We start from the raw sequence: 23,990 nt of genomic DNA on the forward strand, positions 1-23,990 counted from the left end.
TCGCAGGGTTCACGTGCGGCGCCGGGCTTCGTTGAGGGTGTCGGCCAAGGCCCGGTTCATCTCCGCCGCCGCGGCCAGCTGCTGCTGTAAGAGGGCGACCTTGCGCCGCAGCGCCACCGCGTCCATCCGCTCGAGTCCCGTCCCCTCGGCGGCACGCACCCAGTTGCGCACCGAATTGGTGTGCACCCCGATCTGTTCGGCCACCACCCGGCACGCCTCGGACTCGCTGCGCAACTTGTCGGTGAGCGCGATGACCTGCTCGACAGCGGCGTCGCGCACCTCCGGCGATACCTTGCGATAGGAACGGTGCGGCATCATGCGGCGCTCCCGCCCGCCGAATCCGAACCGCCGGGGTCGGCGCCACCCGAGGAGCCCGGCACCCGGTTGAACTCGTCGAACCGTTGATTGGTGTCGTGGATCCCGCTTTCCTTCTCCGACAGCGTGAATTCCATGTGGAACGGGATACCCGGGCGGCGGTCCTCACCGATCTTGAGCAGGAATTTGCCGGTACCGGGCGGTGAGGGCCGCACCTGACCCGGTTTGAGCGCCTCACCGGTGAGCGCCTGCGGCGCCGACCAGCCGGTGACCATCTCCTCCTCGGCAGAGGTGAACGGGATCGTGCTGTCGAGCCGTTTGATCTCCTCGGCGGGCAATGCGCCGAAGATCTTGGCGCGCGCGCGTTCCAAGAAACCGAGGGCCTTGGCGATGGCCGCTTCCGAACCCAGCGACTGGAGATCCTTGATGGTGTGGCTGATCATGATCAGCGCGGTGGCGATACCACGTTGCAGACGGGTCAGTTCGTCGACGCGGTCGACCATGAAGTCGCCGAGGCCGAGCACCTGCCACAGCTCGTCCATCACCACCTGGAAGTAGCGTTGCGGCGCCATCCCCGCGTCGGTGAGCGTATGAGCGGCCTCGACCGCCGCGAAACCATCCGCCCAGCAGGCCAGCATCACCGCGGCCTTGAGTTTCTTGTCGCCCTGCGGGATATGCGAGACATCGATGCAGACGGCGACCGATTCGGTGTCGATGGGCACCGAGGTCTGGCCGTTGAACACCGCGCCGAACGGGCCCTGGGTGAGTGCGCGCAACGACCGGCGCAGGTTCTTGATCGCTACCTGGTATTCGGCGGTATTGTCGGCGCCCGCGTCCAGCATCATCTCCTCGCCGCCCGCGACGATCACCTCGAGCAGATCGTCCATGATGGGCGGCTGGTCGGGGGTGAATCCGCTCCCCGGCCGGTACAGGATGCGCAATGCGGTGGAGATCAGGGTCTCCTCGAAATCGCGTACCCGAGCGCCGCGGACCAGCTCCACCAGGCCCGCGATCAGTGTCACCTGGCGGGCACGCAGATCCTGGAGCACCTGTAATTGCAGTGCGGGCAGATGATCCAGCTGCGGCACCACCGCACCGAGGACGCCCGCGGCCAGCGGATTGAGCTTGCCGTGCCCGTAACCGAGATCGATCACCTGACCGCCGACCATCTCCACCATCTTGCGATAGTCGGGTTTGACGTCGGCCAGGATCAGCGGCGTGATGCCCTGGGCGATACCGCCGAGCACGATCCGGCGCACCAGCGAGGATTTACCGAAACCGTTGAGCCCGAGCACGAACAGGCTTGGCGCGGTGATGAAACTGCCGCGCATGAACCAGTTCATCGGATCGAAGCACACCGGTGCCCCGGTGTGCAGATGCGAGCCGAGCGGGGTACCGATCAGCGGTGCGCCCGCGCCGACCGACCACGGCCACAGACCGGCGACCTGGGCGGTGGTGGCGCGATACTCGACCGGGCGGCCCACCACGTTCATCCGGCCGCCGCCCGCGCCCGCGTAGCCGCGGTCGGTGAGTTCGGCGACCTGACGGTCGAATCCGTCCTCGAAGGTCTGTTCGGCGCGCGCGGCATAGTTGCGGCGGCGGATGTCATCGGTGCGGACGCGGAAGGTGGCCCACGCCGCGCGCAGCCCGGACTGCTCGCGGCTGATCATCTCCAGCCGGGCGCGGGTCTCGTCATCGAGCAGTGGTGGCCCGGACTGTTGTCGCCGCTCGGCCCTGGCCTTGGCCCGCTGGGCCGCACGGTCCTGTTTCGGCGTGCGCATCGCGCGGTCGGCGGCCTTGTCGAATTTCACCGGGCGGGCCCGGTGCGGCTCGGTGCGTTCGGGCCGGGTACGGCCGCCGCGGCCGGTGGCGGACGTGGCGCCCGCTGCCGGATCGGTTCTCGGCGTATCGGTACGCGAGCGCTCACCGTCGGCGCGCGGCCCACCGGTGCGCGGACGTTGGCCGCCCGTACGTGGGGTGCGGCGGTCCCTGGCGGGTTCCTCCCTGGTGGAATCGCGCCGACGCTCGGGCCGCGCCCATTCGTCGTGGTCGGATTCGGTCCGCCGAGTGCGGCGGGTGGTCTCCTCGCGCTCCCGTACGGGTGGCTCGTGCTCGCGTGCCATCAATCGCTCACCCCGCAAGTGCTTTCGGAATCGTCGCGTGTTCGGGCAGGATCACTCCGCAGCCGAGTGAGGCCGCGAAGGCCGCCGCCTGGTAGCGGTAGCACCGCCGGATCTTCAACCGCGCCTGTGTGGACAGGTCGCGGGTGATCGCCTCGATCCGCGGCAGATCGCCGCGCAGGGGCTCGGTGATGGTCACCAGCGCCCCGAAGCGGGTCACGCCGTGGCCACGCGCCTGCTCCTCACGGGCCTGCTGGGTGGCGCCGACCCGCAGTGTCGCCGACGCGGAGACGACTCCGCGTTCGCTCTGCTGAGCCACCAGCGCGTTCTTGAAGTCGTCATCGACGATCTCGGCGGCGTCGGCGGCTGAATGCGGACGGTACACGATGGCGATACGCTTACGTGGCACTTCGGGATTCGGCGCGAGTAGACGCTGCAATACCCGTTCGTCCACGGCGCCCTCCGGCGCCGCGTCCATCTCCCAGGTGACCGAGCGGCCGCCGTCGTGCACGAAGTGATCCCATTTCTCGTCGTGCGAGATGGGGCCCGCGTCGGCCCAGTCCAGGCCGTGGCCTTCCGGATCACCGGCGGCGACCTCGAGATCGGCCTGGGCGGCCGGATCGTAGCTGCGCCGGATGAACGAGATCACCTCATCGGCCGCCATCGGCTGGGCCCGCACACCCGCCTCGGCGAGCGCGGCGCAGATGCCCGGCAGCCTGCGCCCGATCTCCACCGCCTCCTCGGCCGGGTTCTTACGCCGCTCGGCGGTGGTGGCCTTGAAGGTGATCGCCACGCGCGGCAGCAATTGCACCCGCTCCTGCGGCAATTCGGTGGCCAGCTCGTACATCACCTGCTGGGCCAGCTCCGGCGCCTCCGGCCGTGTGATCGTGGAAACCTCGGTGAGCAGCCGGTTTCCGGTTTCCGGCACCGTATCGATGACGGGCACGACGGCGACGATATCGCTGGTCTGGCCCACCGAGGCGAGGAACGTGCCCCATGCCGAGACCCAGCGGTCGATCACCGGCTGGTCGACCGCCTCATGTCCTTGCGGCCAGGCCCGCAACACCACGGTGTACTGGGCGAACTGCGGCAGGTGGATCATGCCGAAGCTGTAGCCGCCGGCGTCGATGCCCTCGTACAGCTTCGACGGAGCCAGCAGCCCCGGCAGCCGGGTGACCCCGCCCGGAATCCGGGAGAATCGGCCGCCGCGGTACACATGCTCGCCGCGATTGCGTGAACGCATCCAGTTGAACATCATCAATCCCGTCTCGTAGCCGGAGCGGCCCCCCGTCCGCCACACCAGTGGAACCATCACCGCGACGCCGAAGCCACCCACGATCAGCCCCCATTGGAAGCCGCCGACCATCGCGGTGATCAGCGCGGTGATCACGACGACGAAACCGAGCACGGTCTCTTCCCAGCGCAGACCGAAAAGTCCGGCACTGCGCGGTTTCTGCCACAGGCCGTAGGAACGGCGCTCGTAGGTGTCTGTGCTCGTCATCGCGGAATGGTGCTCCTACCGAGGTCGGGTGCGCGGTTGGCCCAGCGGTCGCCCGCGACGTCACCCATGGCTTGGTCTGCCCGGCTCATCCCGGCCGTCGCGGCTCGTGCCGCCCCGATCCGTCCGGCCGCGGCGGCCGCACCGGACGGTACCCCGGCCGCTCCTGCGGGCCCGCCGGAGGCTCGTGGTGGTTCGCCACCGCCGCCGCCGCGCGGGGGCGGAGCCGGTCGTGGTGCGCCGCCACCGCGTCCGCCGCCACCCGGCGGCGGACTGCCCGCACCGCTGACATAACCCGCCGATCCCGGTGCCGCGGTGCTCTTGACGCCGACGGCCTTCGTGCCCGCCAGCGCACCGATACCGGCCGCGGCCAGCAGCGTGCCACCGGTCGCCGTCAGACCGGAACCACCACTGCCCACGATCGCGACGGCCGGGGTCACCAGGCGCATCAGGGCGGGCAGTACGAACGCGACGCTGCACAGCAGCACGATCGAGACCAGCATGCGCTGTGCCTGTTCGGCATCGGGCAACCCGGAGGTGCTGGTCAGCTCGTCGACGTGGCCCGCGGTGGTGAAGGCGATCATGTAGACGATCGCGGCGACCGGTTTCCACAGCATGAAGGCGATGATCCAGCCCACCAGCTTCTGATACGACTGCTTGCCGGTATTCATTCCCGAGGCGGCGGCCGCCAGTGGCAGCACACCGGCCGCGATCACCAGCAGACCCTGCCGGACGATGGCGAGCACGATCTGGGCCAGCGCGCCGAGCAATCCGACGATCGCGATGATCAGCACCAGACCAGGCGAGAAGGCTTGTAGCTTACTGGTTTTCACCATCAGCTCGGCCAGGTTCTTGGCATTGCCGTTCGTGGAGTCGGTGATGATCCATTCGGCGAACCGGTCGGAGGCGATGGTTCCGGCCACGATCACCGCACCGAGCATCCATGAGCTGAACACCACGCGCGCGAACATGCGGAACGATTCGGCCGCCTCGTTCATGACGGCGCCGCGTCTGGCTTCGGCCAATCTGAGTCCGGAGATCATCACCGAGGCGATGAGCAACAGGATCTGCACCTGATAGGTGTAGTCGTTGATCTTGGTGAACAGCGAACCGGAATCGCTGACCGCCTCGTTGGGCACCTTCATCCAGAAGGTCAATGCGAGGATGATCGCCTCACCGAGGCCGTTCATCAAGGAGTCGACGACCTTGCCGAAGGTCGAATCCCAGGCCTTGTCCTTCACCGCGGTGGCGGCTTGGCCGGGGTGCGACGCCGCATTGCCCGCCTTGCACACCGCCGAGGCGGCATCACCGATGGACACACCGGGGATGCCGACATTGTCGAGGGTGTTGTGGATTTCGTTGCACGCCTCGTCGAAGCCGTAGGTCTGGCCGTAGGCCACCGTCGGCGTCGCGATCATCACCGTGAAGATGACCGCGAAGATCGTGACAATTCGCCTCACCATGTCAACCCCTCGTTGTCGTGCGGGGAATCGGTCCGGTCCAGCTGTTCGCCTGCCACCCTCGTGAGCTTCCCATCGTCGTACTGCCGTATCAGTGCTCTGCGTGTCCGTCGCGGTCACCATGCCGTCCACCCCTGCAACGATTCGATGTATTCCGCGGGCGGGTTCTGCGAGGTGGTCGGCTTCAGCCGCCAGTCACCCGCGTCCCACACCATGATCATCCGCATGGCCACCCACAACTGTTTGCCGTCCACCACCTGAGCGCGCGTGGCCAGGCGCACGATTGCCATATCGTCGGCATAATCGTCGATCTTGAACGCGTCCGAGGCGACGAAGTATTTGGTCACGTTCTCCGGCTGCTGTTGCGGCAACCGGTCGGCCTCGAGCGCGCGATCGTAGGCCGCGATCTGCTGTGCGGAGACCCGCACCTGCCGGACGTAGAGATCACGGTCGGCCGGACGCGCGTTGAGCCGGTAGGTGATCTGCGCCGCGGCCAGCACCGCGCCCTGCGGCGTATGCGAATATCCGACGGCCAGGCCGTCTTCGATACGTGTCGGCCCGTCGGAGGTGGAGAACGGGACCGACGCGCCGTAGACCCGCTGCCAGCCGCGTGGCTGTCTGGTCCCCGCGGGGGCCGCCGTCAGCCAGTCGGGGTCCGACGGCGTGGCCTGCCCCTCGGGGTCCTGCGGAAGTGGCTGTCCCGCAGGGTTGTTGGGTATGTCGACGCGGCGTCCGAAGATATCGGCGTCCGGTTCGGCGAAGCCTTCGGCGGCCGGCCCGTCGACGATCGACGCACCGCCTGCCTGCGCACCGGGTTCGTCGTCACCACCGACATAGACCAGGATGCCGACGATCACGATGAGGGTGAGCACCGCAGCGGACGCGACGAGACCGAAGGAGACGCGGTCGCGCGCGTACGACTCCTTCTTCTCGCTCACTGTGGGGCCTCCAATATTACGATGTCGCCGGGTAATTCGTCGATGTCCTCGACCGGTCGCGCGGTCGAGTCCGGGTCGGGCAGACGTAACCTCCAGTCCTCGTCCAACCATTCGACGACGGTGTGGTTCACCGCCTTCGAGCTGTCCGAATACTCGGTGTAGACGTCCACGGCGGAACGTTCATCGGTGTATCCGGTGATCTTGTAGCCGAGCAGCCGCGGGGCGTATTCCGGCGCCGCCGGTCCGGTGATGGACAGCAACACCCGGCTCACCACCCATTCGTCCTTGGCCGGGCCCGGCACCACTTCCTCGGCGACCACCTTCGGCCATTGGCTGTCGGTGGCCACCGACAGCCGGACCGCATGGGTGATCGCGGCCAGCGCCGCGCCGGGCGGCGAATGGTCGAAACCCGTGGCGGCGCCATCGGATTCGCGCGCGGGCCCTTGGTCGGCATGCGGTAACGCGACACCCTGGAACGGCTCCCACCGCACCTGGGATGGTGCGGCGGACAGATCCGGCCCGGTCTGCCCGCCACCGCATCCGGCGGCGAGCATCAAGGTCACGGCGAAGGCGCCCGCGACCGGGCCGCGCGCATCGCGCCATCGCACCTGCCTGCACGGGGACGCACACACTGTGGAGTTCATCGGGTCGTGGTTCTCGCTTCGATGCCGTCGACTCATGCAGGCAGGAATGCCAGCGCGATTCCGGAGGCCGTACTGGCCACCCCCGCGCCGAGCAGGCTCATGAGTACGCCGTGCGAGGAGTCGTTCATCGCCAGGTCGCCGCGGAACGCGATCCACAGCTTGCCCGCCGAGACGATCATCCAGGCCAGGCATCCGATCAGCACGAACCACAGCAGCCAATTCAGCAACTGCATGATCGGCTCGACGACTTCGGCAGGCATCTGTTTGTAGGCCAGCATTTCCATGGCCCGCACACTCGACATCGTCGACCTCACGTGCCGATGACGGCGTTCATGATGGTGCCCGCGCTGGTGGCAACCACACCGCCGATCATGGCGCCCGCGACCATCTTCGGCGATTCGAGACCACCGCCGGTCCACTTCTCCCAGGCGAACTTACCGCCCGCGTAGGTGATGCCGCAGATGCCCGACAGCAGGACGAACCAGGTCAGATAGCGCACCAGCTGCAAGATCTTCTCCGACCCGGGAGGCGCCTCGGGTGTCGGATTGCCCACCTGGGCGAGAACGGTGCCGTATGTGTCCTGCACGGCGAGGAGGATCGTGCTCATCGGGTGCCTTTCTCGATGGGTGGAGGGTTGGAGATCGACGGCATCGCCTGCGGTTCGCTCATCAGCGCCCCGGCGGATGTGTGACGGGTGGCTGCCCCTGCGGTCCCCATCCCGGCTGCGGTGGCGCGCCGTTGTGATCCAAGGAGCCCGGCGCGTACTGCGCGCCCTGCTGATTCCAGCCTTGTCCGGCCTGCGGGTGCCCTCCCGGTGCGCCGGTCGGCGGAACGGGCTGGGGGCCGTATGGATTTCCCGCGTGCTGCTGCCCCGGCGCTGCCCATCCCGGTGCGATGTTCGGCCCGCCGGACCTGCGCCGGTCGGAGTTCGATACCCGCATGACCACGAAGACCACCACGCCGATGGCCGCCAGGGGAAGTACCACCAGCAGGACCCAGAACCCCCATCGGCCGACCTGAAGACCCGCATCCGGTGCGGGCGGCGCCTCCGGTGTCGGGTTCCCGATCTGTGCCAGGATCGCCTGTGCGCCCTCGTGCAGCACCATCGTCGTACTCATGACACCCCCTCCTCGTTCGCCTCGTCCGCAATGCTCTCCCGCGCCGCCGCGACGATCTCGGCGCCGAGATCGCGCAGCTCGAGCGGAACTTCGTCGAGCGGATCGATCCTGCGCTTCTTCAGCGGCGGCTCCACCCCCGGCGCCCACACCGGCAGCTTCTCCGGTTCGACGAGAGTCCATTCCTCATACCACGGCACCTGCCACAACCGTCCGGCCAGCGATCCGACGACCTCGCGGTAGCGGCGGATCTCGGCGGGCATCCGGCCGGGTCGCGCCGCCACGGTGACCAGGCCGAGCACCTCGGACGGTCCGGCGAAGCCCGCGTGATGCTGACGCAACAGATCATGGGCGCGGGTCAGACCGGCAATGGTCTCCCTGGCCACCAGGACGACGAAGGGCGATTCGCGGTCGAAGACGCCGGGCCAGCGGCGGCCCGAATCCGCCGCGGGCGCAAGCACGTGCGCGAGGCTACTGGCTCCCGCGCCGCCGTGCACGCCGAGCAACCACACCAGCGGTGCACGCCCGGCGCCCGGCACCGGGCGGTCCCAGATGGGGGCGCGCCGGGACTCCGGTGGGGCGATCACCCCGGCGGGTGCGGGCTCGGGACTGCGGCGGCGAAGATTCATGGCGGCGGTCATGATGCCACCCCGGCGAGCAGGCGCCCATAGGCTCGGCGCGTCTGCTCGTCCAACGAGATGTGCCGGACGAGTTCACCGCGCGCCAGATGCGCGTCGTAGGGGATCTCGACGATATCGCGGACCCACCCGGACAGATGCTCGCGCAAATGGTCGGCAACCCGCGAATCGACGCCGGGCTGCTGATGCGAGATGACGATGGTGGTGTCACCGACGATGCCGCTGCCCGGACCGTCGACGGTGTCACCGAACTCGTCGTCGAGCCATTCCAGCGTCACCCGCAGCCGGTTGGCGGCATCGGTGCGGGCCGGAATGGCAAGTACCAGAGCGACTTCCGCATCGTCGAGCAGCGGCCGCAGCTGACGTCCGGCAATCGGATGGCCACCGTCGTAGACCGGGGTGTAGCCCGCGTCGTCGACCGCGCGCCCGACCGTGAGATAACTCGCACGCCTGCGCAGCGGCGCCGCATCGCGCCACAGCAACCCGAACCCGGACGTCGACCGCGACAGACATTCCTTCAGCGGCGCCGGTTCGTCGCCGCCGCGCCCGTACAGCCACGACTGCAAGCTGATCGGATGCAGATGCTCATCGGCCCCACGCAGACCGAGATCGCTGCCCGCCGCGGTGGCGTCGACCGCGACGGTCTGGGTGCCCGACAGGGCGAGTTCACCTGCCAGCCCCAATGCTGTGGTGGTGGTTCCGGCGCCGCCGCAACCGCCGACGACCAATATCGGCCGGTGCCCCCCTCGACCGCCACGCGTGGCGCCGCGCTCACCGCGCAACCGCACCACCGGAGCCTTCGTGCGCCCGGAGCGGTCCGACGGCGCGTCGCCTTCCGGCGCGTCGTCGAGCCAGCGGCTCCAGTCGTCTCCCATCGCTCTGCTCTCCCTCTATCCGGCCGTGATACCCGTGATGAGGGTCTGGCCGTCGATCACCGCGGTGGTGACCGTCTGCTTGCTGTAGGTGGCCGGTTGCCCGTCGGGCCGGTACTCGGTGACCTCGACCGAATAGCGCCCCTGATCGAGGGTCACGACGCGCACGCAGTGCGTGGTGCCCTCGGCGACGCTGTCGATGCCGCGCTGGATCACCGACACCGGCGGCACGGCCGCGCCGGGCGCCACCACTTCCCAGGCCAGCACCGCGGATCGGTCCACGTAGTAGGCGTATTGGAACCGCAGGATCGCGTCGGGTCCCGAGCCGGTGCCGCCCGCGTCCGCACCGCGTACGACCTCGTCGCCGCGTTCGGTCGGGCACCGGTCCACCGCACCGGCGGCGGAATCGGAGCTGCCCGCGGTGAACTGCACCGCAGTCGCCTCACCGGCGTGCCGATCGCCCGAGCCGCCCAGCAGGTAGAGCACACCGGCCGCGGCGGCGACCAGCAGCAGCACCGTGGCGATCAGTACGGCGAGCGCACGGCCGCGTCCGGCGGCGGGACGCTTACCGGCGGCGCGCAGTTCGCGCGGTGTACGGAGCCGGACGGGTTCGGCGATCTCCGGGCGTTCGTCGTCGGGCCAGGGGAAACGGACCACCTCACCGTCGCGCGGGGTGTAGTCGTCGTCGGGTCCGGGCGCTCGATCGGCCACCCAATCCGACCAGCCGCCGGTGAATTCGCTACGCCGCACGGGCGGGTCGGGAGGGTCGACCGGCTCGTCGTCGTGGATGTAGTCGGGGTACCTCGCGGGGCCGTCGTCCTCGTCGGCGATCGGCGCGCTGTCCGCGGCGGGGCGCGCCGGGTCGCTCGCGCCGGTCTCCGGCTCGAGCGCGCCGTACCAACGATCGAGCTGTTTGTACGACTTCAACATTCCCCCATTCCCGCAGATCGGGGCACGTGGTATCGCATCGTCGAACCCTCTCGGCGATCAGTTCGTGGAGAACGGGTAGCTGGCGGGTGTGTCGGGTCGGTCGGTCGTCGCGATCGGTTCGATGGTTCGGTCCGCAGTCGCGCCGCCAAAGGAGGCGCCGTCGACTCCTGTCCCAAACGGAAATTGTCCCGTACCGGATTCCTCAGGTGAAGGCGACGCGCCGGAGCCGGGCACGGCGAATCCCGGTGCCGGAGCCACAGGGGCGCCCCGCGCGGTATCCGGACCCGCCTGCGGCGTGGCGCCGGAACCGAAGGTACCGGCCAGATCCCGGGCGACGGCGGCGAACCAGTCGGCGACGAACTTCGTCGGCGCGTCACCGTTGGCCGATACGGTGGCGGTGCCGTAGGCGTTGTGACGTTGCACCGTATCCCAATACCGCACCCACGTGGTGGTATCGAGCAGTTCTTTGTTGTCGGTGATGTTCTGCACCACCGCGTCGAAGGCCTGGTTCACCAGCCGGACGCCGGTGGTTGGCGGCATGAGCTGCGGGATGGCGCCGATCAGTTTGGTGCCGAGCATCAGCAGCGCGGCGGGCGGATTCGACAGCCCGGCCGTGGCCATATCGGCGATCGCGGCCGGGTTCAACACCGACCGCACCACGGTGACGACCGCGTTGAGTCCGATCATCCCGACCTTCAGCAAGGCGCGCAGCGCGGCCGGGATATCGAGCGGGGTGCGTGGATCGGCGGCATCGGCCAGGCGCTGGGAGATCGATTTCTTCGGCGAGAGGGATAGATTCGCCAGCGTATTGCCCTGTACATCCTCGTTGACCACCGTGGTGGCGGTTTTGATCGAGGTGTAGGCGAGCGCCTGCGCAACCGAGATCAGCGAGGCGATGGGATCGCCGCCGCTGAGTTTGGCCTGGCCCGCGATATTCGCGACCGTCTTCAGGATCGGTGCGCCCCCGGGGGCGTCGCAGGCGAGATCGCCTGCCGCGCAGAAACTGGCCACCCGGCCGGTGAGCGCGCCGAAGTTCTCGGCCTTGTCGCGTTCGGGACCGATGCCGCCGCCGCTCGCTGGCACCTGCGGCAGGGCGACGATCTCGGCCAGCTCGCCACCCTCGGTCCCGGGCACGGCATCGGGTGTGGCCTTGCCCGGCGCGCCGGGGAACAGCGGTGCGCCGGGGTTGCGGGTCGGGTCGGCGAACAGCGCGACCGCGGCGATCTTTTCGGCGGGCAGCACACCGGTGCCCTGGCCGACCTCTTGGGCGAAGATCGACGCGACGTGCGCGCCCTGGGAGTAGCCGACGATCCCGAATCTGGTGTCCGGGCAGCGCTCGGCCACGGATGTCGCCATGGTGCGCAGCCTCGACAACCCTCCGGCTACCGATTCCGAATACGGTACGACCCCACCACCGGTGGCGCCGCCGAAGCCGGATTCATAAGGCACATAAGCGCGATCGACAAGTCCGTGATCTGGCGCTTTGGCCATCATCGGCAGGAAGACCGTCGACAGCATTCCGGTGTCGGTGGTGGGTGCGGCGTCCGGAGACGACTGTCCGGTGCCCTGAATTCCCAACGCGTACAGCGCGGGACAGCTACTGATCGGCAAATTCGTCGACGGGCCCGTGAGATCGGGGGCCTGCGCCGATGCCGTACCACTCGCGACCGTACCGGCGGTAGCGGTCGACACAGCGACGGTGAGTGCGATCAGCACCCCCGACAATCGTGCCGTGCATCCAGCCATAGCGACCCGCAATCCGTGTTGCAGCAGTAACCCAGCGTCGTGAAACGCAATAGACCGTAACAGATTCCGGCTATCACCGCTGAAGCGGTGGAAACTTTACAGGACCCACCGCACGGGTCCGGATACGCCACGGCGCGCCGAATTGGACCTGTGCCAAAGTTTCCGAACTCGCCGGGAGGCCTGCCAAGCCCCCATGACATCTCGACGGCCCGGACCACGCCTGCCGAACCGCGGTCGGCCGCGGCCGTGCGATGACTGCGTCAGGCCGCGGAGGTGACCCGGTAGACGTCGTAGACGCCCTCGACATTGCGCACGACGTTGAGGATGTGCCCCAGATGTTTCGGATCGCCCATCTCGAAGGTGAACTTGCTGATCGCCACCCGGTCGCCGTGGGTGGCCACCGAGGCGGACAGGATGTTGACCTTCTCGTCGGCGAGCACCTTGGTGACATCGGAGAGCAGCCTGGTGCGGTCGAGCGCCTCGATCTGGATGGCGACCAGGAACACCGACGACGGCGATGGCGCCCACTCCACGTCGATGATGCGTTCGGACTGCGCCTGCAACGATCCGGCATTGGTGCAGTCGACCCGGTGCACGCTCACCGCGCCACCGCGGGTCACGAAGCCCATGATCTCGTCGCCGGGCACCGGCGTACAACATTTGGCCAGTTTGGCCACCGTGCCCTCGGCGCCGGGGATCAGCACACCGGCGTCGCCGGAGACGCGTTGACGCGCCGGCGTGGTCGATGGCGTCGACCGTTCGGCGAGTTCGTTTTCCACATCGCCGATGCCGCCGAGCTGCGCCATCAGGCGCTGGACGACGTGATGGGCGGAGACCTGGTGTTCGCCGACGGCGGTGTAGAGCGCCGAGATATCGGTGTAGTGCAGCTCCTTGGCGACGGCGTTCATGGCGTCGACATTCATGAGCCGTTGCAGTGGCAGTCCGACGCGGCGGACTTCCTTGTTGATCTGCTCTTTACCGCTCTCGAGCGCCTCTTCGCGACGTTCCTTGGCGAACCACTGGCGGATCTTGGCCTTGGCTCGCGGCGAGACGACGAAGCCCTGCCAGTCGCGGCTCGGTCCGGCGTTCTGTGCCTTCGAGGTGAACACCTCGACGACCTCACCGTTCTCCAGCTGGCGTTCCAGTGCGACCAGCCGCCCGTTGACCCGGGCGCCGATGCAGCGGTGGCCGACCTCGGTGTGCACGGCGTAGGCGAAGTCCACCGGGGTGGACTTCTGCGGCAGCGTGATCACATCACCCTTGGGGGTGAACACGAAGATCTCCGGCGCCTTGAGGTCGAAGCGCAGCGATTCGAGGAATTCGGCGGGGTCGGCGGCCTCACGCTGCCAGTCGAGCAACTGGCGCATCCACGCCATATCGTCGACCTCGGCGGTATCGCTGGAGTGCTTACCGCGGGTCTCCTTGTATCGCCAGTGCGCCGCGATACCGAATTCGGCGGTGCGGTGCATGTCCTGGGTGCGGATCTGCACCTCGAGCGGCTTGCCGTCCGGGCCGACGACGGTGGTGTGCAGCGATTGGTAGACGCCGTAGCGCGGCTGGGCGATGTAGTCCTTGAACCGCCCGGCCATCGGCTGCCACAGCGAATGCACGACACCGACGGCCGCGTAGCAGTCGCGCACCTCATCGCAGAGGATGCGGATGCCGACCAGATCGTGGATGTCGTCGAAGTCCTTACCCTTGACGATCATCTTCTGGTAGATCGACCAGTAATGCTTGGGCCTGCCCTCGACGATGGCGTTGATCCGGCTGGCGGCCAGGGTATTGACGATCTCGGCGCGCACCTTCGCCAGATAGGTGTCACGTGAGGGCGCGCGGTCGGCCACCAGGCGCACGATCTCGTCGTACTTCTTGGGATGCAGGATGGCGAAGGCCAGGTCCTCCAGCTCCCATTTGACGGTGGCCATACCGAGGCGATGGGCCAGCGGCGCGATCACCTCGAGGGTTTCCTTGGCCTTCTTGGCCTGCTTCTCCGGCGGCAGGAACCGCATGGTGCGCATGTTGTGCAGCCGGTCGGCCACCTTGATCACCAGCACACGGGGATCGCGGGCCATGGCGATGATCATCTTGCGGATGGTCTCGGCCTCGGCGGCCGCGCCGAGATTGACCTTGTCCAGTTTGGTGACACCGTCGACCAGATGCGCCACCTCGGCGCCGAAATCGGCGGTGAGCTGCTCGAGGGAGTAGCCGGTGTCCTCCACGGTGTCGTGCAACAGCGCCGCCACCAGGGTGGTGGTGTCCATGCCGAGCTCGGCCAGAATGTTGGCCACCGCGAGCGGATGGGTGATGTAGGGGTCGCCGGATTTGCGGAACTGCTTGGAGTGGCGCTCGTCGGCGACGTCGAAGGCGCGCTGCAACAGCGTCAGGTTCGCCTTCGGATACAGCTCGCGATGCACCGTGGCCAGCGGCTCGAGCACCGGCTTGACCGCCGCGATGCCACGCTGGCCGGTCATCCGGCGGGCCAGCCGCGCCCGCACCCGCCGCGACGCCGACGTCGGCACCGCCGCCGGGCCGCCTTGGCGCACCACTTCGGGGTTGGGTCCAGGGGTCGCGGGCCGTGCGGGCTGAGCCGCAGCACCATCGGACGAGGTGGCCGGCGCACCGCCGGGCCGCGAGGCAGCCGATTGCTCGACGTTCGCCTCGCCCAGATGCTGAGTCATGCCACCACCTCTCCACGCTGTGGCCGGGACCTCATCCGACCACCGCAACCTCCCGGACCATCAACTCTAGCCCCCGCTCCAGCACACCGTCCGACAACAGGTTGCTCCACCCATTTTCTGGCACTTTCGTACCGATAGACAACGCCGAACCGGGCCCACTCCTTCCCCCATGGTGACCATGGACACGATCACTCGAGGCGCAGCTCACCGGGCGCGCGGCGGCGTTCCGAGCAGCGCTCCGGCGGCACGCTACTCGGGACAACTCACTCCTGGTCGAATGCCCAGATGACGGCGGGGCGTCCGGTCGGTTTGATCCGCCTGCGCTCGGCAGTCCTGGTCAATCCAGGAACCGTGGCGAGGGTGCGGTTGAGATTGGCCGGATCGGGGCGGGCGCCGCCGAGCCCGGTGGTCAGTTCGACCGCCCTGGTGGCGGGGAACTCGACCCCGGCCAGCGCGCGGGTGAACGCGACGTCCTTCCACAGCATCCGCGCCAGCAGCGTCCGACTCTCGGTGACGATGCGGTTGTGGTCGAAGGCGAGCGCCGGTATCGCGTCGAACTCGACCCATTCCGCTGGTCCGTCGTGCGGTGTGACGATCGCCCACATGGCGATGGACAGGGTCGGTCCGCGTGGATCGCGGTGGGGTTCGTCGAAGGTGATCAGCTGACCGGCCGCGCTGATCGCCGCCTCCGGTACGCCGAGTTTGGTGCGCACGGCCCGATGCGCCGCCTCGACCAGTCGCTCGCCCCGACCCAGTAGCACACCGGGCAGGGCCAGCTCACCGAGGAACGGTTCGAAGTCGCGCGCGGCGATGCCGACCCGCACCCCCTCGTCATCGCCCCAGCACCGCAAAGTGACCACATCCACCGACACCGCCGACTGCTCCACGTCGACCATCCTCGCCTACCACCGCCCGTTCGCGGGACGCCGTGCGCGGGCGGCCCTATGCCACGCCCGCCGATCGCCAGCCGGTCGCGGCCGAGTACGGGATACGGTCGACCTGGAACGTCCGATGCCATACCGCGTGCGGAGTCCGGTCGGCGCGGTCCGGTCCGTCCGAGGTCAGCACGACCCGGGTACCGAGGTGCTGTTCGAGCCACGCGATGCGGTCACCAGGGATCTCGGTGAGTACCGGTTCGGCCCGAGCGAGCAACTCGGTGAGTCGACGCTGATGGTCGAGGTCCTGCCATCGGCCCGGCGGCAGCTCGGTGATCAGCTCGTCGCCGACGCGGTAGGCGCTCGCCAGGTGTTCGGTGCCCGGGGCGTCCAGATGGGTGAGGACCAGGCCGTCGATCCCGCCGCTCACCGTCACCGCGTATCGGAGCAGGATCGGATCGAGGTGTCCGAGCCGGAATCCGCCCTGATAGGGGCCGTATCCATTGTGAGGTTCCCGGATCGCGAGCCCGGCGTCCTCGGTGGGCAGCGGTCCGGCGCCGTGCCGGGTGCTGTAGGTGCGGGTGACGCCGAGGACCGATCCGGTGGCGCCGATCCCGGCCAGCATGGCCCGTGCGTTGCGCGGTTCGACCGTTGACCAGGTGGTGTGCGGATGGAAGCCACGCCATTCGTCGAGCAGCACGCCCTGCGCGCCTTCGAAGATCAGGCGACCGCGCCCTGCCAGCCGGGCGAGTTCCCCATCGTCGACGATGCGTACCGCCGCGGCGAACTCGCGATACATCTGCACCAGCGCCTCGATCGGCTCGTATCGGTGACCGCTCGGCTCGATGATCGAGGCGTAGTGCGCGGCAAGCCGGTGCAGTTTGTCGCTGAGCACGCCGGGGCGCAGGCAGTCCGCGACCGTCGGTGCGTCGTGTCCGAATGCGTACCACGCGGTTTCGCCGATGCCGCGACCGCAGGAACCGTGCCGCGAGGAACCCCTCGCGTCCTCGCGGGCACGGTTGGCCGCGATATGGATGGGCGTGGTGAGCAGCGCCCGCGAATCGACGGCCAGCAGGGCGAGCGGGTCGGCGATCCCGAGCCGCGCCAGCGTTTCGGCCTCGGCGGCAAGCGCGATCGGCTCGACCAGCATGTGCTCCGACAGCAGCGTCGGCACACCGGAGAAGGTTCCGGAACCGAACTGGGCGAAGGTGTGGTGGCGGCCGTGAGCGACGACGTTGTGCGCGGCCTGCGCGCCCCCGTTGAACCGCACCACGGCGGCGACGTCGAGCGCCGCCTCCGGCGAGCACAGCCAATCGACCGTCGCGCCCTTGCCCGCGTCACCGAATCCCAGATCGATCACGATGAGGTGATCCCGCTCCATCGCCACCCTCCTCCGCTGTGCGCCGCGCTATTTCGATCCACGCGGCAGGGCACGTATCCGCCGCGCTCCCGGATCGAGGGCCTTACCGACGGCATCGGCCTCGGCGACCGACCCGACGTCGCGCAGATCAGCGAGGCCGGTCTCGACATCGACCCGGTTCTCGGCCATCCCGATGGTCAAGGCGATGAGTTCGCAGACCGCGCCGGGATCGTCGAGCTTCATGAAGCGCTGCCCGAGCAGACCGCGCCAATGCTCGGCAATCTCTGGATCCCGGTAGTAGTTGGACTGATTCGGCAGGATGTAGTGGATGTGCCACCGCTGCGCCAGCTCCCGGTAGATCGATGCGACCGAGATGTCCTGGCGCACCGGATCACCGATGACACCGCGAACATGGCGTGCGGCCAGGCGCGGTTTGTTCAGCTCGTCGCCGATGATGAACAGATAGCCGCGCTTACCGCGCTTGTCCCAGGCGTCGGTGGCGACGTGTCGCGCCATGAAATACGCGGCCAGCTCGTAGCTTTCGGATTTCTGGCCGCCGCCTCCGCCTTCCAGGAAGATCGCGCGCAGCTGCTCGTCCATCCGGTTGTCCGATTCGAACTGCCCCATCTGCAACGGCACCCGGTCGGTGTCGGCGTCGCCGATGGCGCCGAACAGGATCTGCGGATCATCGGCGTAGCCGCGTGCGGTCAGCAGGCCGTGCAGGGTGCCGAGCTTGGCCTGCATGATCCGCGGCACCCGGCCCATCGACCCGGTGACGTCGAACAGCACCGCGATGGGCAGCGAATTCGCGTGCTCACCCGAATCGCGGCATTCCCGCACGCCGACGCCCAACGGGTCGAGCAGCGGATGCGCGCACCAGTTCTCATGCGGTTCGGCGCGCATCTCGGCGGTGTAACCGAAGTCGTCCACCCCCCGCCGGGCGCGGTAGGTCTTGGCCGCACGGTAGGCCGTGTCATCCCAGTGTCCGTATCCCATGTCGATCGTTCCTCTCCCTCGGACTCGTTTTAGTCTAGATAACCAAAACAAGCACCGTCAAGGACGTCCGAGCAGAGATACACACCACGACAACCGGTCCGGTCTGCCGAGATCCCACCGGCGAACCCTCGTTCCACCGGCGGGATCTCGTTCGACATCACCGCGCGGGCACGGAATCCCGATCGGTCACCGCATCCACTTGTTCGCCGAGCAGTCGCCGGTACACCGCGCTGCGCTCGAGCAGTTCCTCATGCGTGCCCGTCGCGTCGACCCGACCGTGCTCGAGCACCACGATCCGGTCCACCCGGCGCACGGAGTCGAGCCGACGAGCGATCTGGACGTAGCGGCCCCGGCCCGAGCAGTGCCGCCACCCGATCATCGCGATCACTCCGCGACGGGCACCCGTTCTTCCTTCCGCACCGCGGCAGGCAGGATGGCGGTGGCGACCACCGCACCGAGGGCGAGCAGACCCGCGCCGATGCACAGTGCGGTGGTGTAGCCCTCGGTCAGCGCCGCCGGAGTGGTCGCGTCGCCGATGATGTTCGAGGCGATGGTGACCAGTACCGCCAAGCCGAACGCGCCACCCAACTGCCGTGCGCTGTTGAGGATTCCGGAGGCGAGACCGGCCTGTTCGGCGGGTACGCCACCGACCGCGGCGACGCCCATGGCGACCATCGACGCACCGATGCCGATGCTGCCGACCAGCGACGGTCCGAGAATGCCGGTCAGGAAGGTCGTCTCGGGGTCGGACATGCCGAACCACAGCAGACCGAGCGCCCCGCACAGCCCGCCGCACAGGATGACCGGACGCGGGCCCACCTTCTGCGTCGCGACCATGGCCAGCCGCAGCCCGACCACCACACCGGCACAGAACGGCAGGAACGCAAGCCCCGTCTGCGTGGGGGTATAGCCGAGCACGCGCTGCAAGAACTGGGACACGAAGTAGAAGCTGGCGATCTGCGCAGATACCAGCAGGAACCCGAAGACCGTGGCACCGATGAGCGAGCGACGCCGCAGGAAGCCCAGCGGGACCAGCGGCGCCGCGGCACGCGATTCCACCAGACCGAACACCGCCAGCGCGAGCACACCGGCCACCGACCAGCCGAGCACCGGCCCGGAGATCCAGGCATGGTGTTCGGTCGAGATCACCGCCATGACCAGCGCCGTCGTTCCGAAGGTGACCAGCGCCGCGCCGAGCACGTCCACCGGATCGCGGCGTACCGGCGACACATCCGGTACCGCGCGCACCACCGCGACGATCGCCGCCGCGACGAAGATCAGGTTCACCCACATCACCCACCGCCAGCCCAGATGGTCGGTGAGCAGTCCGCTCAACACCACACCGACCGCACCGCCCGCCGCAGCCGCGCCGCCCCAGACCGCCATAGCCTTGGCCCGCGCCGGGCCCTCCTCGAACTCGGCGGTCGCCAATGCCAGCGACATCGGGGCCAGCACCGCCGCGGCGATGCCCTGCCCGGCGCGCGCGGCCAGCAGCTCCCAGCCGTGCTGCGCGGCGCCGCCCCAGGCGCTCGCGATCGCGAATACCACCAGGCCGCCGAGTAGCAGGGTGCGGCGGCCGGTGAGATCGCCGAGGCGACCACCGAGCAGCATCAGACCGGCGAACGGCACCATGAACGCATTGATCACCCAGCTCAGCCCCGACGGTGAGAAGTCGAGCGCGGCGTCGATCGCGGGCAGGGCGACATTGACGTCATCGACGGACTGATCGCCGCCATCCCGAAGTCGTGAACCGCCGACGCTCCGGCCCCATCGATGTCGGTGCGGCCGACCTCCACCACCCCTACACTGCGCATATGGACCCGTTGACACATGTCCGGGCGATCTGCCTGCGCCTGCCGGAGAGCAGCGAACGGCTCAGCCACGGCTCACCGTCGTTCTTCGTGCGCGCCAAAACCGTGTTCACCAGCTACGTCGACGGCGGCCACCACTCCCCCGGCCCCGCCCTGTGGTGCCCGGCACCCGACGGCGTCCAGGACGAGCTGGTCGATGCCGAACCCGAACGATTCTTCATCCCGCCCTACGTGGGCCACCGCGGATGGATCGGCGTGCGCCTCGACATCGACCCGGACTGGGGCGAGATCGACGCGATCATCCGCGACGGCTACCGACGGGTGGCACCGAAAAAGCTTTCCGCACAGCTCGATTGATGACGTACCGATGCCGCCGTGCACCAGGATCGCTGATCGGGCCGCTTCGTCAGATCACCGACGCGAGCCGCACCGGAAGCGCCACCGGCTTGGCCGTGGTGAGCTGCGGAATATACTCGATATCCTCCCGCGCACAACCGAGTTCGAGTCCGGGAAAGCGACCGTACAGCGCCGCCAACGCCACCCGAGCCTCCAGCCGGGCCAGCGGCGCACCGAGGCAGATATGCGGTCCGCGACCGAAGACCGGCTGGTCTCGGTCGTCCCGCCCGATATCGAAGACGTCAGCGTCCGACGACTCGTGCCACAGCGTCTCCTCCACCACATCGGCCCAGCGGTTCTCCCACCGCGCCGTCGCCAACTGCTCGGGATGCGCCGACAACATGATCACCGCACTGCCGAGCAGACGCACGGCGGTCTCATGGCCTGCCACGATCACCACCCGCAGCATGTCGACCAATTCCTCGTCGGTGAGGTCGCCGGATCGGTCGGCCGCCAGCGCAGAGGTCATATCGTCGCCCGGGGCACGGCGCTTTCGGTCGAGTAGTTCGGCGAGATAGGCGATCATCGACTGCATCGCCGTCCGCGCCTGCTCACCGGTACTGGTCTCGGACAGGATCGTCATCGTCCAGGTCTTGATCCACCACTGATCGGCCTGCGGGATGCCGAACAGTTCGCAGCTCACCCGGATCGGCAGCGGCGTCGTGAAGTACGCCACGAGATCGACGGTCTCACCGGCCGGAAAATTGTCCATCAGCTCGGTGGCGATTTCGTCGATGCGCGGCTGCAAGGCCGCGATCCGGGCGGGAGTGAACGCCTTGTTGATGGTCCTGCGTAGCCTGCGATGGTCGGCGCCGTCCCGGCTGCGTAAATGCTCGAGATCGGTGAGTGCCCGCATCGGCCGGTCGGCTGCGCTGAGGCCCTCGCGCAAGTTCGTCCGATACGGCGCGTTCTTGACCAACGATGCCTCATCCAGCACTTCGGTCATCGCCCGGTGGCTGGTCGCCCATCCCGACCCTCCTGGCAGCTCGAATGCCACCCGCTGACCGGCACTGCGCAGCCGCCGGTAGGCCTGATCCAACGGATCTTCGGCGGTCGGCGACTGGATAGCACTGTCGGTCATACTGCTCCCAAGGATTCTCCGAAATAGATATGTAGCCAGCCTCGACCGTGACACCGATGGTCACAACCGCATCCGGCCATTCCTGCCGCAAACCGGAAAACGCGACACCAAAACGCAAAAGTGGCCGATCAGCGCCCGATGCACCGGCGCGATACGGTCGCTACGGTATCCCGCGGCGGCCGCTCTCGGTGGCATTCAGCCGCGAGGCCGCCAACCGTAGCGAGTCCGGGGTCGCCCGGCCCGTCCGTAGTCGGACTCTCGGATCAGGACACCGTCGTCGGCCAGTTTTTCGAGGTAGCGCCACGCGGTGACGCGGGAGACGCCGACCGCGGCCGCGGTGTCGGCGGCCGTGATTCCGTCCGGTGCGCAGCGAACCACACGGATGATCTCGTCCAAGGTCTGCGGCGACAACCCTTTCGGAATGGTGGCCCGATGGTCGGCGGTGCGCAGTGCCGCCAACGCCTGGTCGATCTCCTGCTGCGATGCGGCGGCCGTATCACCGGACAACGCGCCGCGATAGTCACGATAGCTTTCCAATTTGTCGCGAAATGCGGTGAAGCCGAACGGTTTCAGCAGATACAGGATGACGCCGTTGGCCACGGCCGCGCGCACCACACCCAGATCCCTGGCGGAGGTGATCGCGATGACATCGGGCCGCGGGGTGAGGGCGCCCAGCGCGACGGCGACGTCGAGACCGCTGATATCGGGCAGACCGATATCGAGCAGGACCAGGTCGATCGGCGCTCCCTCCACCGCTGCCGCCGCGATCTGGCGCATGGCATCCCGGCCCGTATGGACCATCCCGGCGGCGCTGAATCCGGGCAGCCGCTCGAGATAGACGCGATGAGCTTCGGCGATCAGCGGCTCGTCCTCGACGATCAATACCCGGATCACGGTCGCTCCTCGAGTGGCAGCACGACGGTCACCGCGCCCTCCGGGGCGGTCTCGGTGCCGACCGTGCCGCCGTACTGGACGACTACGCGGTGCACGAGCGCGAGCCCGAGACCGTAGTGATCGGTCTTCGTCGAATATCCGCGTTCGGCGGCGCGGGCGAACAGTTCCGGCGACATACCGGGCCCGCTATCGGCCACCCGGACGCGCAGGGCCGAATCGCGATGGCATACGGCCACTTCCACCCACCCGTCTCGTTCGGCGGCTGCCGCGTCGATGGCATTGTCGATCAGATTCCCCACCACGGTGACCGCTTCGTGCGCGGACAGCGGCGCCGTCGAAGCGAGGGCGGTGTCTTCCGAGATCGTCAGCTCCACGCCCCGCTCGGCGGCGCGGTTCACCTTCCCCAGCAGCAGTGCGGCGAGCACCGGATCACTCACCGCGGACAGCAATCTGTCGATCAGCGCCTGCGACAACTCCAGTTCCGCGGTAGCGAATGCCACTGCCTCACGGTGCTTTCCGAGTTCGACCATGGTGACGACGGTGTGCAGCCGGTTCGCCGATTCGTGCGCCTGGGCGCGCAGCGCCTCGGCGAATCCGCGTATGGATTCGAGTTCACCGAGCACCGCACGCAGTTCGGTGTGATCGCGGACAGTGAGCACGGTGCCGATCGGGTCGCCCCGCCACCGCACCACATCCTGATTCACCAGCAGCACCCGATCACCGGCCACATGGGTTTCATCCCGCACCATCGACTCGCCGAGCCCGCGCAGCGACACCGGCAGCTGGGATCGCACTACCGGCCCGTCGGGCAGATCCAACAAACGCCGAGCCTCGTCGTTGACGACATCCGCCTCACCGCCGCCACGCCCGAACACCAGCAGCCCCTCATGAATCGAACGCAGCACCGCGTCGTGCTGCTCATAGAGCGCACGCAGTTCGGCCGGTGCCATCCCATGGGTTTGCCGTCGCAGCCGACGACTCACCAGCAGTGACCCACCCGCCGCCACCACCAGGCCCGCCACGCTCACCACGGCGATCGCGGGCAGTTGCGCCGCGAAATGTTCACCGATCCTGGCCCTGGTCACCCCCGCCGACACCAGTGCCACCACCCGGCCCTCGGCATAGACCGGTGCCACCGCACGGATGGACGGGCCGAGGGTTCCGGTGAACGTTTCGGCGAAGACCTCCCCCGCCAACGCGCGGTCGATCGTGCCGCTGAACGGTTGCCCGATCCGGGCCGGATCGGTGTGGGTGAACCGGGTGCGGTCGGGCGCCATCACCACGATGAAGTCCATGCCCGTGGTCTGCCGGACCGACTCGGTGACCGGCTGGAGCAGCGCCGTCGGATCCGCCGAGCGCACAGCCGCCGAGGTCGACGGCGCGGCGGCCAGGCCGACAGCGACAGCGCTGACCTCGCGGGTCGCGGTCCGATCGCTGTCGCCGCGCGCATCGGCGATCGCGGCGATCGCGCCGAGGCCGATCACCAGCACCAGCAGCACGAGCTGGAGCAGGAACAGCTGCGCGGCCAGTGACAGCTTTCGTCGTCGCACCCGAGATTTCCTTCACTGAACTTAATGCACCAAACAGTGACCGGCGTCACTTCGGACGTCATCATTCTGCATG

23 protein-coding genes are annotated in these 23,990 nt (G+C 68.2%); 1 reads left to right on the plus strand and 22 read right to left on the minus strand.

Annotation, left to right across the window (positions count from 1 at the left end; translation table 11 throughout):
- Nucleotides 1–9: 9 nt before the first annotated feature.
- From QH168_RS24995 to QH168_RS25085, 19 genes are all read right to left on the minus strand, one after another.
- Nucleotides 10–318 (minus strand): transposase, encoded by a 309-nt coding sequence (locus QH168_RS24995; RefSeq protein ID WP_280468154.1) that lies wholly within the window; start codon nucleotides 316–318, stop codon nucleotides 10–12.
- Entirely contained in the window at nucleotides 315–2,438 is a 2,124-nt protein-coding gene (locus QH168_RS25000; protein ID WP_280468156.1) for a hypothetical protein, read from the minus strand. Before QH168_RS25000 ends, QH168_RS24995 begins: the two co-directional genes overlap by 4 nt.
- 7 nt (nucleotides 2,439–2,445) lie before the next feature.
- Nucleotides 2,446–3,936, minus strand: a complete 1,491-nt coding sequence (locus tag QH168_RS25005) for an SCO6880 family protein (RefSeq protein ID WP_280468157.1) — start codon at nucleotides 3,934–3,936, stop codon at nucleotides 2,446–2,448.
- A complete protein-coding gene (locus tag QH168_RS25010) occupies nucleotides 3,933–5,396 on the minus strand; it encodes a hypothetical protein (RefSeq protein WP_280468159.1) in 1,464 nt (487 codons plus the stop codon). The genes QH168_RS25005 and QH168_RS25010 overlap by 4 nt, the downstream gene beginning before the upstream one ends.
- A gap of 113 nt (nucleotides 5,397–5,509) precedes the next feature.
- A complete protein-coding gene (locus QH168_RS25015) occupies nucleotides 5,510–6,331 on the minus strand; it encodes a hypothetical protein (protein WP_280468161.1) in 822 nt (273 codons plus the stop codon).
- Complete coding sequence (locus QH168_RS25020; protein ID WP_280468162.1) at nucleotides 6,328–6,939, minus strand: hypothetical protein; 612 nt, start codon at nucleotides 6,937–6,939, stop codon at nucleotides 6,328–6,330. Before QH168_RS25020 ends, QH168_RS25015 begins: the two co-directional genes overlap by 4 nt.
- Before the next feature lie 68 nt (nucleotides 6,940–7,007).
- Entirely contained in the window at nucleotides 7,008–7,277 is a 270-nt protein-coding gene (locus tag QH168_RS25025) for a hypothetical protein (protein WP_163825035.1), read from the minus strand.
- An 8-nt stretch (nucleotides 7,278–7,285) separates the two neighbouring features.
- A complete protein-coding gene (locus tag QH168_RS25030) occupies nucleotides 7,286–7,582 on the minus strand; it encodes a hypothetical protein (protein WP_014351788.1) in 297 nt (98 codons plus the stop codon).
- Between the two features lie 61 nt (nucleotides 7,583–7,643).
- Nucleotides 7,644–8,093: a hypothetical protein gene (locus tag QH168_RS25035; protein ID WP_280468165.1), complete on the minus strand. Its 450-nt coding sequence runs from the start codon at nucleotides 8,091–8,093 to the stop codon at nucleotides 7,644–7,646.
- A complete protein-coding gene (locus QH168_RS25040; protein ID WP_280468167.1) occupies nucleotides 8,090–8,731 on the minus strand; it encodes a hypothetical protein in 642 nt (213 codons plus the stop codon). Before QH168_RS25040 ends, QH168_RS25035 begins: the two co-directional genes overlap by 4 nt.
- Entirely contained in the window at nucleotides 8,728–9,603 is an 876-nt protein-coding gene (locus QH168_RS25045; protein WP_280468169.1) for a MinD/ParA family ATP-binding protein, read from the minus strand. The genes QH168_RS25040 and QH168_RS25045 overlap by 4 nt, the downstream gene beginning before the upstream one ends.
- A 15-nt stretch (nucleotides 9,604–9,618) precedes the next feature.
- Nucleotides 9,619–10,530, minus strand: a complete 912-nt coding sequence (locus tag QH168_RS25050; protein WP_280468171.1) for a hypothetical protein — start codon at nucleotides 10,528–10,530, stop codon at nucleotides 9,619–9,621.
- Nucleotides 10,531–10,587: 57 nt separating this feature from the next.
- Complete coding sequence (locus QH168_RS25055) at nucleotides 10,588–12,276, minus strand: cutinase family protein (RefSeq protein ID WP_280468174.1); 1,689 nt, start codon at nucleotides 12,274–12,276, stop codon at nucleotides 10,588–10,590.
- 260 nt (nucleotides 12,277–12,536) lie between these two features.
- Nucleotides 12,537–14,954: a RelA/SpoT family protein gene (locus QH168_RS25060; protein ID WP_280468176.1), complete on the minus strand. Its 2,418-nt coding sequence runs from the start codon at nucleotides 14,952–14,954 to the stop codon at nucleotides 12,537–12,539.
- A gap of 263 nt (nucleotides 14,955–15,217) precedes the next feature.
- Complete coding sequence (locus QH168_RS25065; protein WP_280468178.1) at nucleotides 15,218–15,841, minus strand: NUDIX hydrolase; 624 nt, start codon at nucleotides 15,839–15,841, stop codon at nucleotides 15,218–15,220.
- Nucleotides 15,842–15,896: 55 nt separating this feature from the next.
- Nucleotides 15,897–17,210 (minus strand): adenylosuccinate synthetase, encoded by a 1,314-nt coding sequence (locus QH168_RS25070; RefSeq protein WP_280468180.1) that lies wholly within the window; start codon nucleotides 17,208–17,210, stop codon nucleotides 15,897–15,899.
- Nucleotides 17,211–17,237: 27 nt separating this feature from the next.
- On the minus strand, nucleotides 17,238–18,185 hold the full coding sequence (locus QH168_RS25075) for a hypothetical protein (RefSeq protein WP_280468182.1): 948 nt from the start codon (nucleotides 18,183–18,185) through the stop codon (nucleotides 17,238–17,240).
- 157 nt (nucleotides 18,186–18,342) lie between these two features.
- The gene (locus tag QH168_RS25080) at nucleotides 18,343–18,564 is read right to left on the minus strand and encodes a hypothetical protein (RefSeq protein WP_280468183.1); all 222 of its coding nucleotides are present in this window, start codon (nucleotides 18,562–18,564) and stop codon (nucleotides 18,343–18,345) included.
- A gap of 5 nt (nucleotides 18,565–18,569) precedes the next feature.
- Nucleotides 18,570–20,015 carry an MFS transporter gene (locus tag QH168_RS25085; RefSeq protein WP_280468185.1) on the minus strand — a complete coding sequence of 482 codons (1,446 nt, stop codon included), beginning with the start codon at nucleotides 20,013–20,015 and terminating at the stop codon, nucleotides 18,570–18,572.
- On the opposite strand from QH168_RS25085, the gene QH168_RS25090 reads away from it, so the two are divergent.
- Complete coding sequence (locus QH168_RS25090) at nucleotides 20,000–20,353, plus strand: MmcQ/YjbR family DNA-binding protein (RefSeq protein WP_280468187.1); 354 nt, start codon at nucleotides 20,000–20,002, stop codon at nucleotides 20,351–20,353. The genes QH168_RS25085 and QH168_RS25090 overlap by 16 nt on opposite strands.
- A gap of 49 nt (nucleotides 20,354–20,402) precedes the next feature.
- Here the strand turns inward: QH168_RS25090 and QH168_RS25095 are convergent, their stop codons facing one another.
- From QH168_RS25095 to QH168_RS25105, 3 genes are all read right to left on the minus strand, one after another.
- Nucleotides 20,403–21,473 (minus strand): hypothetical protein, encoded by a 1,071-nt coding sequence (locus tag QH168_RS25095; protein ID WP_280468189.1) that lies wholly within the window; start codon nucleotides 21,471–21,473, stop codon nucleotides 20,403–20,405.
- A 195-nt stretch (nucleotides 21,474–21,668) separates the two neighbouring features.
- Entirely contained in the window at nucleotides 21,669–22,367 is a 699-nt protein-coding gene (locus QH168_RS25100; RefSeq protein WP_280468191.1) for a response regulator, read from the minus strand.
- The gene (locus QH168_RS25105) at nucleotides 22,364–23,917 is read right to left on the minus strand and encodes a sensor histidine kinase (protein ID WP_280468193.1); all 1,554 of its coding nucleotides are present in this window, start codon (nucleotides 23,915–23,917) and stop codon (nucleotides 22,364–22,366) included. Before QH168_RS25105 ends, QH168_RS25100 begins: the two co-directional genes overlap by 4 nt.
- Between the last annotated feature and the right edge of the window lie 73 nt (nucleotides 23,918–23,990).

It is taken from the genome of Nocardia cyriacigeorgica (genome assembly GCF_029868385.1).
Lineage (GTDB): Bacteria > Actinomycetota > Actinomycetes > Mycobacteriales > Mycobacteriaceae > Nocardia > Nocardia cyriacigeorgica_F.